The 12,996-nt window shown below is 67.4% G+C and carries 13 protein-coding genes; 7 read left to right on the top strand and 6 right to left on the bottom strand.

What is annotated here, in order from left to right; all coding sequences use genetic code 11:
• Nucleotides 1–70: 70 nt before the first annotated feature.
• Nucleotides 71–1,885, bottom strand: coding sequence for a sodium:proton antiporter (locus RTK35_RS20150; RefSeq protein ID WP_316908818.1), 1,815 nt, complete (start codon nt 1,883–1,885; stop codon nt 71–73).
• A gap of 75 nt (nt 1,886–1,960) precedes the next feature.
• Between RTK35_RS20150 and xerD the strand changes: the two genes are divergently transcribed.
• The 4 genes from xerD to thrC all read left to right on the top strand — a co-directional run bounded on the left by xerD (nt 1,961) and on the right by thrC (nt 6,853).
• Nucleotides 1,961–2,857 (top strand): site-specific tyrosine recombinase XerD, encoded by an 897-nt coding sequence (xerD, locus tag RTK35_RS20155; protein WP_044405893.1) that lies wholly within the window; start codon nt 1,961–1,963, stop codon nt 2,855–2,857.
• A gap of 350 nt (nt 2,858–3,207) precedes the next feature.
• On the top strand, nt 3,208–3,939 hold the full coding sequence (locus RTK35_RS20160) for a disulfide isomerase DsbC N-terminal domain-containing protein (protein ID WP_074970932.1): 732 nt from the start codon (nt 3,208–3,210) through the stop codon (nt 3,937–3,939).
• 111 nt (nt 3,940–4,050) lie between these two features.
• The gene (locus RTK35_RS20165) at nt 4,051–5,355 is read left to right on the top strand and encodes a homoserine dehydrogenase (protein WP_044405888.1); all 1,305 of its coding nucleotides are present in this window, start codon (nt 4,051–4,053) and stop codon (nt 5,353–5,355) included.
• Nucleotides 5,356–5,443: 88 nt separating this feature from the next.
• Nucleotides 5,444–6,853, top strand: coding sequence for a threonine synthase (gene thrC, locus RTK35_RS20170; protein WP_074970934.1), 1,410 nt, complete (start codon nt 5,444–5,446; stop codon nt 6,851–6,853).
• A gap of 67 nt (nt 6,854–6,920) precedes the next feature.
• Here thrC and RTK35_RS20175 read toward each other — a convergent pair whose 3' ends face one another.
• The 3 genes from RTK35_RS20175 to RTK35_RS20185 form a co-directional block, all read right to left on the bottom strand.
• Nucleotides 6,921–7,223, bottom strand: a complete 303-nt coding sequence (locus RTK35_RS20175; protein WP_316908819.1) for a hypothetical protein — start codon at nt 7,221–7,223, stop codon at nt 6,921–6,923.
• A gap of 161 nt (nt 7,224–7,384) precedes the next feature.
• Nucleotides 7,385–7,723 (bottom strand): hypothetical protein, encoded by a 339-nt coding sequence (locus tag RTK35_RS20180; RefSeq protein WP_160481955.1) that lies wholly within the window; start codon nt 7,721–7,723, stop codon nt 7,385–7,387.
• Nucleotides 7,724–7,923: 200 nt separating this feature from the next.
• Nucleotides 7,924–8,547, bottom strand: a complete 624-nt coding sequence (locus RTK35_RS20185) for a hypothetical protein (RefSeq protein WP_044405879.1) — start codon at nt 8,545–8,547, stop codon at nt 7,924–7,926.
• A gap of 188 nt (nt 8,548–8,735) precedes the next feature.
• Here RTK35_RS20185 and RTK35_RS20190 point away from each other — a divergent pair, with 188 nt between their 5' ends.
• Nucleotides 8,736–9,431 (top strand): EndoU domain-containing protein, encoded by a 696-nt coding sequence (locus RTK35_RS20190; protein WP_308724814.1) that lies wholly within the window; start codon nt 8,736–8,738, stop codon nt 9,429–9,431.
• 43 nt (nt 9,432–9,474) lie between these two features.
• Here RTK35_RS20190 and RTK35_RS20195 read toward each other — a convergent pair whose 3' ends face one another.
• Both RTK35_RS20195 and RTK35_RS20200 read right to left on the bottom strand, forming a co-directional pair.
• Nucleotides 9,475–10,035, bottom strand: coding sequence for an RNA polymerase sigma factor (locus RTK35_RS20195; protein WP_172434529.1), 561 nt, complete (start codon nt 10,033–10,035; stop codon nt 9,475–9,477).
• A 186-nt stretch (nt 10,036–10,221) separates the two neighbouring features.
• Nucleotides 10,222–11,421 (bottom strand): CaiB/BaiF CoA transferase family protein, encoded by a 1,200-nt coding sequence (locus RTK35_RS20200; protein WP_069559275.1) that lies wholly within the window; start codon nt 11,419–11,421, stop codon nt 10,222–10,224.
• 226 nt (nt 11,422–11,647) lie between these two features.
• Here RTK35_RS20200 and RTK35_RS20205 point away from each other — a divergent pair, with 226 nt between their 5' ends.
• Together RTK35_RS20205 and RTK35_RS20210 are read left to right on the top strand one after the other, a co-directional pair.
• Complete coding sequence (locus tag RTK35_RS20205; protein ID WP_044405874.1) at nt 11,648–12,265, top strand: YjfI family protein; 618 nt, start codon at nt 11,648–11,650, stop codon at nt 12,263–12,265.
• A gap of 14 nt (nt 12,266–12,279) precedes the next feature.
• Nucleotides 12,280–12,966 (top strand): PspA/IM30 family protein, encoded by a 687-nt coding sequence (locus RTK35_RS20210; RefSeq protein ID WP_301153156.1) that lies wholly within the window; start codon nt 12,280–12,282, stop codon nt 12,964–12,966.
• Nucleotides 12,967–12,996 lie beyond the last annotated feature (30 nt).

Here is a 12,996-nt window from a genome sequence, read left to right on the forward strand (position 1 = left end):
CAAGGTAGAATCATCCTCTTGTGGGAAGAGGCTGTCACCCAACGAAGGATAGGCTTACATCGCCATCGGTCTATGACTCCGCGTCGCTGACAGTGTCGGCATCCACCAGGGCCACCAGGCTCCAGCCCGGCTGGGGTTCCAGCGCCTGCGAAGGCCCGGCGATGTGCACCCAGCCCCGGGTGTCACGGGCCAGCAGCAAGGTCGCACGGTTCCCGTGGAACGCCTGGTAGGCCGCCCAGTCGAAGGCCTCCGTCAGCGTGGTGATGCGGATCTCCGCCCCACGGCCGAGGCGGCTGGCGAACTGTGGATAGGTGAGTGCCGGCAGGCCCAGCTCACGGCCGCGAACCTGCTCGCTGCTGCGGTGCTTGTCGCTGCGCCGGCTGTCCGCCCCGCTGGGCAGGGTGAAGCGGCGAGGCTCGGCGAAATCGTGGCGAAAGCGCATGCAGGCCAGGGCGTTCATCTCGCTGGAGGGTGACAGCGCCAGCAGGTGCCCGAGCCCCACCAAGTCCAGGTGGGCGTCGGCATGCTGGGAGGTGGGGTTGCCGAAGTAGGTGGGCAGGCCGTCCATGCGCGCCGCGCGGATGTTCTCCCAACTGGAATCGGTGAGCAGCACCCGGCTGCCGAGCTGGTTCAGCGCCTTGCCCAGCGCCCGTGCCACCGGGTTGGCACCGATGATCAGGAAGCCTGCCGGTGCGGGCTCGGCCACCCCCAGCAGGCGCGCGAGGGGGCGGGCGGTGGCGCTCTGCAGCACCACCGTGCCGATGATCACCAGGAAGGTCAGTGGCACCAGCAACTGGGCATTCGGGTCGCCGTGCTCCTGCAGCCGCAGGGCGAAGATGGCGGACACCGCCGCTGCCACGATGCCGCGGGGTGCGATCCACGCCAGCAGCGCCCGCTCGCGCCAGCCCAGAGCCGAGCCCAGGGTGCTCAGGCCGATGTTCAGCGGCCGTGCGACGAACTGGATCACCGCCAGCAGCGCCAGGGTGGCCGGTCCCAGGGCCAGCAGCGCCTTCAGGTCGAGCCGCGCCGCCAGCAGGATGAACAGCCCCGAGATCAGCAGCACGCTGAGGTTTTCCTTGAAGTGCAGGATCGGCTTCACATCGACCCCACGCATGTTCGCCAGCCACATCCCCATCAGCGTCACTGCCAAAAGGCCCGACTCGTGCACCAGCAGGTTGGAGGCGATGAACACACCCAGCACCGCCGCCAGCGCCGCCAGGTTGTGCAGGTACTCCGGCAGCCAGTGGCGGCGCAGCACCACGCCGAGCGCCCAGCCGCCCAGCACGCCGAGCAGCGTGCCGCAGCCGATCACCCCGGCGAAGGTCGCCAGGCTCTGGCTCCAGCCGCCCTGGTCGCGGCTGACGATGAAGCTGAAGGTCACCACCGCCGCCAGGGCGCCGATGGGGTCGATGACGATGCCTTCCCAGCGCAGGATGTTCGCCACCGAGGCCCTGGGCCGCACCACCCGCAGCATCGGCACGATCACCGTCGGCCCGGTTACCAGTGTCAGCGAGCCGAACAGCACCGCCAGCTCCCACGAGAAGCCCAGCAGCAGGTGCGTGGCCACGGCGATCACCACCCAGGTCGCCAGTGCCCCCAGGGTCACCATGCGGCGGACCACCGAGCCGATCTCGCGCCATTCCGACAGGTGCAGCGTCAGGCTGCCCTCGAAGAGGATCAGCGCCACCGCCAGGGACGTTAGCGGGAAGAGCAGGGGGCCGAACAGCGCGCCCGGGTCCAGCACGCCGAGCACCGGCCCGGCGAGGATGCCCGACAGCAACAGGAAGAGGATCGCCGGCAGGCGCAGGCGCCAGGCCAGCCACTGGCTGCACAGCGCGGCCAGGCCGATGCCGCCGAGGGCCAGGAGGATGCGGGTTTCGTCCATCAGGACTCCTTGTCGCTGGTGAGGGGCGGGAACCTTGTGGAAGACTAGACGCCGTTCATCCCACCAGCGTTCCCCATGCCTGCACTCGACCACCCCCTGATCGACCGCTTTCTCGACGCCCTCTGGCTGGAGAAAGGCCTTTCGCCCCACACCCGCTCCGCCTACCGCAGCGACCTGGCGCATTTCAATGGCTGGCTGCACGAGCGCGGCTGCAACCTGGCGGAGGCCGGGCGCGACGTATTGTTGGATCACCTCGCCTGGCGCCTGGAGCAGGGCTACAAGGCCCGCTCCACGGCACGCTTCCTGTCCGGCGCGCGAGGCTTCTACCGCTTCCTGCTGGCCGAGGGCGAGATCGCCGAGGACCCGACCCTGCAGGTGGAGATGCCGCTGCTGGGCCGGCCGCTGCCCAAGTCGCTGTCCGAAGCCGATGTGGAGGCCCTGCTGGAGGCGCCGGACCTGGAAGACCCCATCGGCCTGCGTGACCGCGCCATGCTGGAGGTGCTCTACGCCTGCGGTCTGCGGGTCAGCGAACTGGTGGGGCTGACCCTGGAGCAGGTGAACCTGCGCCAGGGCGTGGTCAAGGTCTTCGGCAAGGGCAGCAAGGAGCGCCTGGTGCCGCTGGGCGAGGAAGCCATCGCCTGGATCGAGCGCTACGTCCGCGAAGCGCGGCCCTTCCTGCTGGATGGCAAGCCCAGCGACGTACTCTTCCCCAGCCTGCGCGGCGAGCAGATGACCCGCCAGACCTTCTGGCACCGCATCAAGCACCAGGCGAAGGTGGCCGGCATCCTCAAGCCCCTGTCGCCCCACACCCTGCGGCACGCCTTCGCCACCCACCTGCTCAACCACGGTGCCGACCTGCGGGTGGTGCAGATGCTGCTCGGCCACGCCGACCTGTCCACCACCCAGATCTACACCCACATCGCCCAGGCCCGCCTCAAGGACCTCCACGCCCGCCACCACCCGAGGGGGTGAGCCGGAAAAAGGCGACGCATGCGTCGCCCCGGAGAACGACCGGCCATGGATAGCCGGGCCGGGGTTCAACGGAGCGATGTGGCCCCGACAGGGACGTCTTGCACGGCGCTCTACTTCGCTCCGCGTCGCCCCGCTTTTTGCCTACACCCCCCCAAGGCCGCCGCCTGCATCCTCCGAGGGCTGCTTCAGGGAACCTGGCCGCCCACACCGCCTCCAAGCTCCGCGCAGCCCTCACAGCACCGCCCAGCCGTCCCCGGCGAGCCACCGTTCGGCTCCTCTGCACGGCCCGGCAGGCCTTCTGTGTTAGGCTTTCGCACCTATCCGACAGTCGCCGCTCCACAGGAGTAACCATGCGCGTGACCCGCCTTTTCGCGGCCATGGCCCTCGGCCTGGTCAGCTCCATCAGCCTTGCCGACGATCCGGACCAGGCCATCCGCAAGACCCTCGCCAGCCTTGACCTCGGCCTGCCCGTCGAATCCATCGGCGAAAGCCCGCTGGACGGCATCTACCAGGTCCAGCTCAAGGGCGGCCGCATGCTCTACACCAGCGCCGACGGCCAGTACCTGATGCAGGGCTACCTGTACCACGTGCAGAACGGCAAGCCGGTGAACCTCACCGAGCAGTCCGAAAGCCGCTCCATCGCCAAGGAAATCAATGCGATTCCCGCCGGTGAAATGGTGGTCTTCGCACCCAAGGACCAGCCGGCCAAGGCCCACATCACCGTCTTCACCGACACCGATTGCGGCTACTGCCAGAAACTGCACAGCGAAGTACCCGAGCTGAACCGTCGCGGCATCGAAGTGCGCTACGTCGCCTTCCCGCGCCAGGGCATCGGCAGCCATGGCTACAACACCCTGGTCAGCGTCTGGTGCAGCAAGGACCGCCAGGCTGCCATGAACCAGGCCAAGTCCCGCCTCGACGTGCCCGCCGCCAAGTGTGATAACCCGGTGGCCAAGCAGTTCGAACTGGGCCAGATGATCGGTGTGAACGGCACCCCTGCCATCGTTCTCGGCAACGGCCAACTGATTCCGGGCTACCAGCCCGCCCCGCAACTGGCCAAGCTCGCGCTCGACGCCAAGTGAGGCGAGGGCGCCAGCTCGATTGACCAACAATCGGGCGCTTCGTAAAGTGCGGTTCTTTTATACGGCCGGCGATTCGCCGGCCGTTTTTCGCAGTGAAATGGGGAGTTCAGCGTGAAGCCGGTAAAAGTAGGCATCTGTGGCCTGGGGACCGTCGGTGGCGGCACTTTCAACGTACTCAAACGCAACGCCGAGGAGATTGCCCGCCGTGCCGGGCGTGGAATCGAGGTTGCCCAGATCGCTGCCCGTCGCCCCAACCCGAAGTGCGAAACCGGTGCCACCCCCATCACCGCCGACATCTTCGACGTGGCCAACAACCCTGAGATCGACATCGTCATCGAGCTGATCGGGGGCTACACCCTGGCCCGCGACCTGGTGCTCAAGGCCATCGAGAACGGCAAGCACGTGGTCACCGCCAACAAGGCGCTGATCGCCGTACACGGCAACGAGATCTTCGCCAAGGCCCGCGAGAAGGGCGTCATCGTCGCCTTCGAAGCCGCCGTCGCCGGTGGCATCCCGGTGATCAAGGCGATCCGCGAGGGCCTGGCCGCCAACCGCATCAACTGGCTGGCCGGCATCATCAACGGCACCGGCAACTTCATCCTCACCGAAATGCGCGAGAAGGGCCGTGCCTTCGAGGACGTCCTCAAGGAAGCCCAGGCCCTGGGCTATGCTGAAGCCGACCCGACCTTCGACGTCGAAGGCATCGACGCCGCCCACAAGCTGACCATCCTCGCGTCCATCGCCTTCGGCATCCCGCTGCAGTTCGACAAGGCCTACACCGAGGGCATCTCCAAGCTCACCAGCGCCGACGTCAACTACGCCGAAGCCCTGGGCTACCGCATCAAGCACCTGGGCGTGGCCCGCCGCACCAGCAGCGGCATCGAGCTGCGCGTACACCCGACCCTGATCCCGGCCGACCGCCTGATCGCCAACGTCAACGGCGTGATGAACGCCGTGATGGTCAACGGCGACGCTGCCGGCAGCACCCTCTACTACGGTGCCGGTGCCGGCATGGAGGCCACCGCCTCTGCCGTGGTCGCCGACGTGGTGGACGTGGTCCGCGCCCTGACCGCCGACCCGGAGAACCACGTACCGCACCTGGCCTTCCAGCCGGATGCGCTGTCCGATCACCCGATCCTGCCGATCGAAGCCTGCGAGAGCGCCTACTACCTGCGCATCCAGGCCAAGGACCACCCGGGCGTACTGGCCCAGGTGGCCACCATCCTGTCCGAACGTGGCATCAACATCGAATCCATCATGCAGAAGGAAGTCGAAGAGCAGGATGGCCTGGTGCCGATGATTCTGGTTACCCACCGGGTCGTCGAAGCGCGCGTTAACGACGCCATCGCCGCACTGGAAGCCCTCGACGACGTGGTGGGCAGCGTAGTCCGCATCCGCGTCGAACAGCTCAATTAACTCGGAGCCGCCCGCGCGCAGGCCCGCCTGGTGCTCAGACGCCGCCGGGCGCCGCGCTGCCGGCGGCTCGAACCGAAGGTTTGAAGAAATGCGCTATATCAGCACCCGCGGCCAGGCCCCGGCCCTGAACTTCGAAGACGTCCTGCTGGCCGGCCTCGCCAGCGACGGCGGCCTCTACGTCCCGGAAAACCTGCCGCGCTTCACCCAGGAGGAAATCGCCTCCTGGGCCGGCCTGCCCTACCACGAACTGGCCTTCCAGGTGATGCGCCCCTTCGTGACCGGCAGCATCCCGGACGCCGACTTCAAGAAGATCCTCGAGGAAACCTACGGCGTCTTCGCCCACAACGCCGTCGCGCCGCTGCGCCAGCTCAACGGCAACGAGTGGGTGCTGGAGCTGTTCCACGGCCCGACCCTGGCCTTCAAGGACTTCGCTCTGCAACTGCTCGGTCGCCTGCTGGACTACGTCCTGGCCAAGCGCGGCGAGCGCGTGGTGATCATGGGCGCCACCTCCGGCGACACCGGCTCGGCTGCCATCGAAGGCTGCCGCCGCTGCGACAACGTCGACATCTTCATCATGCACCCGCACAACCGCGTGTCCGAGGTGCAGCGTCGGCAGATGACCACCATCCTCGGCGAGAACATCCACAACATCGCCATCGAAGGCAACTTCGACGACTGCCAGGAAATGGTGAAGGCCAGCTTCGCCGACCAGGGCTTCCTCAAGGGCACCCGCCTGGTGGCCGTGAACTCGATCAACTGGGCGCGGATCATGGCCCAGATCGTCTACTACTTCCACGCCGCCCTGCAGCTGGGCGGCCCGGCGCGTTCCGTGGCCTTCTCTGTGCCCACCGGCAACTTCGGCGACATCTTCGCCGGCTACCTGGCGCGCAACATGGGCCTGCCGATCAGCCAGCTGATCGTCGCCACCAACCGCAACGACATCCTGCACCGCTTCATGAGCGGCAATCAGTACGTCAAGGAAACCCTGCACCCGACCCTGTCGCCGTCCATGGACATCATGGTCTCGTCCAACTTCGAGCGCCTGCTGTTCGACCTGCACGGCCGCAACGGCGCCGCCATCGCCCAGTTGATGGACACCTTCAAGCAGGGTGGCGGCTTCAGCGTCGAGCAGGACCGCTGGACCGAAGCCCGCAAGCTGTTCGACTCCCTCGCCGTGACCGACGAGCAGACCTGCGAGACCATCGCCGAGGTCTACAAGGAGTGCGGCGAGCTGCTGGACCCGCACACCGCCATCGGCGTACGCGCCGCCCGCGAATGCCGCCGCAGCCTGTCCACCCCCATGGTCACCCTGGGCACCGCACACCCGGTCAAGTTCCCCGAAGCGGTGGAGAAGGCCGGCGTTGGCCAGGCCCCGGCACTGCCGGCACACCTGTCCGACCTGTTCCAGCGCGAAGAGCGTTGCACCGTGCTGGCCAACGACCTCAAGCAGGTCCAGGCCTTCGTTGCGGCCCACGGCAACCGCGGCAAGCCGCTCTGAGCTGAACGGCCATGAAAAAGCCCCTGGCGAGCGATCGCCAGGGGCTTTTCAGTTTCTGGTGCCGGGATCAGTCCGTCTGGTCTTTTCCCGCGTTGTCCCGCTCCGTCAGGGGCAGCGCCTCGTGGGGCGAAGGCTCCAGCTTCGCTGCATCTACGTGGACAGGCGCGAAGCCTTCACCGGTCTTGTCACCCTTGTAGAGGCTGTAGCCGGCGTCGAAGTCGATCCACGTGGGCGGCGCCGCGGGCGTCGGTGCGCACCAGACCGGGTTGCATGAACTGCCCGGTTTCTTGGCTGTGATGATCGTGTATTTCGGCTTCTCAAGGCGCTGGATGGCGTCTGCATCGATGTCGATCTTGTGTGTGTATTCCATGTGCCTTCTCCATCGGGCCCCGCGAACGGTGCGAGCACTGATCATGGGCCAGTCCCCACCCCTTTGCCGGTTGATGGCTGTTCACAGATGCAACCTGAAAAAGGCCGGCTCCCCTCAGGGAGCCGGCCTTTTTCAGGTACGGGAAACGGTTGATGGCAGGCTCAGTCGTTGGCCAGGTTCCAGCGGTGCAGCAGGCGGTGGGCGAACGGGGTGACCACCACACCGAGCGCCACCAGGAAGACGCTGTCCAGGAACAGCCCGTACAGCGCAACGAAGTACTTCCCGGCCAGGCTGCTGGGCGTATGGGTCAGTCCCACCGAACCCAGCATGGAGAGGGCGTTCAGCGTGGCCTCGTGCCAGTCCAGGCCTTCCAGCATGTAGAAGCCTGCGATCCCCGGCAGCAGGCCCAGCATCAGAAAGACCAGGGCCATGGCCTGGAAGCGCAGTGCGCGCAGTACGAAGTGATCCAGTCGGGCCAGATCCTCGGTAAAACGTTCCATTTTTCACCTCTCCTGGCGCCTGGTGGCGCAGTGCTGACGTCGGGCCCCGATCCTACCCCAGGTGCTACGGACTCCGGCGCCACGCCCCTGCTGTTCCGAGCCATCCCACGGCATGCCGGGTGAATGCCGCAGGATGCCAGATGCCAAGAAGCCCCCGGCGATCACTCGCCGGGGGCTTCTTCATGGGGTGCGCCAGGGCTTCAGCGGGCGATGAAGTCGAAGGTCCACAGGCCGCTCGGGCGGGTCAGGGTCACGTCCACTTCGGTGGCGGTGATGGGCGCCACGTAGCGGGTCATGTCCGAGAAGTTCTGCACGATGTAGGTCTGCCCGATCATGGGCGGGGTGGCGACCATGAAGTAGAAGTTGGGCTCGTACTCGAAGCTCACGGTCATGCGCGAGTCCACCTTGGGCATGGTCACCACCGGGCGGCCGTTGACGTACCAGTTGCTGTCGAACTGGGTGTAGGGGTTGGTCTTGTTGATCACCCCGCACTGCTGGGGCGTCAGTTTCTCCAGCGCCAGCGACGTGGAGGCCGGCTCCAGTTGCGGCGACAGGCCGCTCGGGCTGACCGCCTGCAGCAGCTGGCCGGGCAGGATGGGGCGGCGCCCGGAGATGATCTGGTTGCCGGCCTTCTCGCCGAGGCTGCTCACGTCGGTCTCGATCACCGCCTCGTAGTCGAAGGACTCCGTGGCACCGGCCGAGCCGGTCAGCACCTGCCAGGCGTGGACGCGGTAGTCGCGCTGCGGGTTCTGCGGCTTGAGGAAGACCAGCACGGTCTTGCCTTCCATGTCGTCCACATTGAAGTTCACGTTGAAAGTCGTCATGTCCTTTTCTCCTTGGTTCCGTTGTGACCCCGGCGAATGCCCGGGTCTGTCTCCCTGACGGCCGGCAGGGGCGGCTGTGAAGTGCCGTGCCGTCGCGTGCTGGGTGCCGGTGCGGCCTTCACGGATGCAGCCGCGTTGCGTCTTGCCTGTTGGGCACCTTCCGCCCAGTCCAGTAAAGGAGAAATGCCATGGATCGCTTCGTTAACGCATTGCCGCTCGGCCTGCTGGCTGCCTGCTGCAGCCTCCCGGCCCTCGCCCAGATCGACTGCTCGGCCGGTGCCGCCGGGGTCAACCCGGTGCCGGTGCAGATCGGTGCTGGCTTGGCCAACAGCCGTCTGAACCCGCAGATCAGCCAGCGCCACGTCTTCTGTGGCGAGGTCAATGCTGCCGGGGTCGCGACGGGCTTTCACTCGCGGCCCAACAGCCATGACCCACTGTTGGGGGCAGCGCCTGGCGCGCCCTTCGCCGCCCGGATCACCGCCGGGGTGCATTACATCGTCCAGCCTGGCATCAACCACCCCGGCCCCTATCGCTACCTGGGCAGAGGGATTCAGGTGGCCAATGCCGCTGGTGTGATGGTGCCCAAGGCTGCTCCGTCCACCTTCTTTCCGGACAGCTGCAGCCAGGTACAGGTGATCGCCTCGATCCGCTACGCCTATACCCATCCCTTCAAGGATGTCGGCCCATTCGTTCCTCCGCCGCCGCCTGGTGGCCCTGCACGTCCCCCGTATGCCAACTTCTTTGCCGGCCCGTCGGCTCCCTCGATCGGCGCCGTGGGCTACTGCACCGGTGAAGGGGGCAATCCCTTTACTGTCGGGGGCTACATCAAGCAGGTCGCGGGGCTCTGGACGCTGAGCACGGTCTACCCCATCGCCAGCTTCTGAACCTGGGCCCACCTCGCGTGCGAGGTGGGCTCTCCGGCGCCCCTCAGGGCTGCAGCCCCTGGCACAACCCGCCGACCTGTTGCCTCAGCTGATCGCGGGCCAGTTGCACCCGCTTGCGCAGGTTGGGCTCCTTGATCTGCAGGTGGCGCGCCAGCTCGCCGTAGGCCATGCCGTCCACGCAGTGCTGCCAGAGTGCATCGCCGAGGTTGGGCGGCAGTTGGTGGAGCGCCTTGCCGAGGGTCTCCATCGCCTCCCGCAGGCAGGCCTGGCGTTCGGGTTCGTTGCCGGCGCTGTCGGCCGGGTGCAGGTCCAGCCAGTCGAGGCTGCAGGTGCTCGGGGTGCTGCGCAGCCGGTCGATGCAGTGGTTGCTGGCCACCCGTCGCAACCACGCAGGGAGGTTCTCGATGCGCTCCAGGCGCTGGGGCTCGCGCAGCAGCAGGGTGAAGAGCCGCAGGCGCAGTTCGCTGAGGGCGTCCTCGGCATCCTGGCGGTTGGCGGTGAGTTGCTGGCAGCGTCTGCGCAGCACGGGTTCATGTTCGATCAGCAGTTTCCACACATGATGCGGCGTGCCTGTCTCGAGGCTCGCGTCCGGGTTGCTCGCCATGCTCGTACCTTTCCTTGTTGGTGCCGGTGGCGGTGCTGCAGGGGCAGCCCTTGCCAGGCCGGCTGGAGCAAGCAGGACGAAAGGTTTCCCGGGTTTGTGAAGGGGACGAAGGGGGCGTACGAGGGAGCGGATGGCGCCCCGATGGGCAGGGCGCGCGGAGAGAACGTTAGGGGAAGGGCAGGGGCGTCAGATCGCCCCGGCGGCACGCAGGGCGTCGATGCGGGCCGCGTCGTAGCCCAGCTCGCCGAGCACCTCGGCGTTGTGCTGGCCCAGCTCCGGGCCGATCCAGTCCGCCGAGCCAGGGGTGTCCGAGAGCTTGGGCACGATGCCCGGCATGCGGAACGGCTGGCCGTCCGGCAGGCGGGCCTGCAGCAGCATCTCCCGGGCGAGGAACTGCGGGTCGCTGAACATGTCCTCGGCGGAGTAGATGCGGCTGGCCGGCACCTCGGCACGGTTCAGCGTCTCCAGCACCTGCTCCAGCGGCAGCGCCGCCACCCAGCGGTCGATCACCCCGTAGAGCTCGTCGCGGCGCGCATCGCGGCCGTCGTTGCTGGCCAGTTGCGGATCGTTGGCCAGGTCCTCGCGGCCGATGGCGAGCATGAAGCGCTTGAAGATCGCATCGCCGTTGGCGCCGATCTGCACGTGCCGGCCGTCCGCGCTGGTGTGGATGGAGGAGGGGGTGATGCCGGGCATGATGTTGCCGGTGCGTTCGCGGATGAAGCCGAACACGTCGAACTCCGGGACCATCGACTCCATCATCGCGAACACCGCCTCGTAGAGCGCCACATCCACCACCTGGCCGAGCCCGCCGTTCACCTCCCGGTGCCGCAGGGCCATCAGCGCGCCGATCACCGCCCACAGCGCGGCGATGGAGTCGCCGATGGAGATGCCGGTGCGCACCGGCGGGCGATCCTCGAAGCCGGTGATGTAGCGCAGTCCGCCCATGGACTCGCCCACCGCGCCGAAGCCCGGCTGGTCCTTCATCGGCCCGGTCTGGCCGAAGCCGGACAGGCGCACCATCACCAGCTTCGGATTCAGTGCGTGGATCACCTCCCAGCTCAGCCCCAGCTTCTCCAGCACGCCGGGGCGGAAGTTCTCGATGAGGATGTCCGCCTCCGCCAGCAGGCGCTTGAGCACCTCCAGGCCCTCGGCGTGCTTGAGGTTGAGGGTGATGGACTTCTTGTTGCGCGCCTGCACGAACCACCACAGCGAGGTGCCTTCGTAGAGCTTGCGCCACTTGCGCAGCGGGTCGCCGCCATCGGGCGACTCCACCTTGATCACCTCGGCACCGAACTCGGCGCACAGGCGGGAGGCGAAGGGGCCGGCGATCAGCGTGCCGAGTTCGATCACTTTCAGGCCGGCGAGGGGCTTGCGGGAGGTGTCCATGGTCGTCCGGGAGGGCAGTGGAAAAGGTCGCGCTAGCCTAGACGATCCCTTCGCCCCTGGCAGCCACCGGCGTAACGCGAACCCCGTCGCGCCCCGGGACATCCGTGCTGTCCCTGGCCGGCATCGGCAGGTCTAATCGGCTCGGGAATCGGTGGTGTGAATTTGTGTTCGCCTATTACATGTGAGCTATTGCGGGCTCACATGTGATGGTCTAGGCTCCGACCCCATGCAGAAATCATCCGCCCACTACCAGCGACTCTTCCGCCAGCGCCTGCGTGACCAGGGGCTGGTCAAGAAAGAGGTCTGGATCCTCCCCGAGAACGCCCGCGCGCTGCTCGCGGTGGAGCGGACGCTGCGCCAGCCCCAGCCGGGGCCGGTCCACCTGGAACAGGAGAATGCGATGGAGATGCCGCAGATCTGGAACGCCCGCGCGCTGTGCGACGCCCTGGCCGCCACCGAGCTGTTCCGCCAGGGCGAGGCCCAGGTGGAACTGATCGAAGGCGCCGAGCCGAGCCTGCTGGTGACCATGCGCGAGTTCGGCGACCTGCCCCTGTTCCTCGCCGTGCACGGCGAGCAGATCCTCGTCGAGGCACTGCTCTGGCCCCAGTCCGAAGTCCGCGACGTGGCGCGCTTCAACGAAGAAATCCTGCTCAGCCGCCAGCTCTTTCCGCTCTCCAGCATCGGCCTGGAGACGCGTCCCGGCGGCGAGCGTTGCTACATCATGTTCGGCGCCTTGAGCGCCCGTTCGATCCTGTCCAACGTGGTGTTCGAGATCGAGACCCTGGCCAGCAACGTCATCCGCGCCACGGAAGCCTACGAAGGCTACCTGGCGCCCCAGGCCTGACCCCGGAGAAACCCATGAACGTATGGAGCAAGCTGATCGACGCCCTGCGTGGCGGCCTCGGCGAAGCCGGCGACGCCCTGGTGGACAGCCAGGCCCTGCGCATCCTCGACCAGGAGATCCGCGACGCCGACCAGGCCCTGCGCCAGGCCCGCGAAGCCCTGGCCGGCGTCATGGCCCGGCAGAAGCTCGCCGACGAGCGCGCCGCCCAGTGCCAGGCCAAGGTCGACGAATACGAAGGCTATGCCCTCAAGGCCCTGGAAAGCGGCAACGAGGCCCTGGCCCGTGAAGTGGCGGAGAAGATCGCCGAGCTGGAAGCGCAGCACCAGAGCGAGCGCGACCAGGCCGAAGGCTTCAGCGCGCAGGTCGCCCAGTTGCGCAAGGCCGTGACCCAGGCCGAGGCCAACATCCGCCACCTCAAGCAACAGGTGGACACGGTCAAGGCCACCGAAAGCGTGCAGCGTGCCCAGCAGGCCGTGGCCCAGCGCCAGGGCGATACCCACAGCCGCCTGGGCACCGCCCTGGACTCGCTGGAGCGCCTCAAGCGCCAGCAGGCCGAGCGTGCCGCGCGGCTGGAGGCGGCCGACGAACTGGCCAGTGCCGAGCGCGGCGACGACCTGGAAGCGCGCCTGCGGGCCGCCGGCATCGCCACCGGGCCCAGCAGCGCCGACAGCGTCCTGGCGAGGCTGCGGGACAAACGCTGACCCACCCGACCGCGGCCCCGCCCGCCCTGT

This window comes from Pseudomonas sp. zfem003 (assembly GCF_032621675.1).
Lineage (GTDB): Bacteria > Pseudomonadota > Gammaproteobacteria > Pseudomonadales > Pseudomonadaceae > Metapseudomonas > Metapseudomonas otitidis.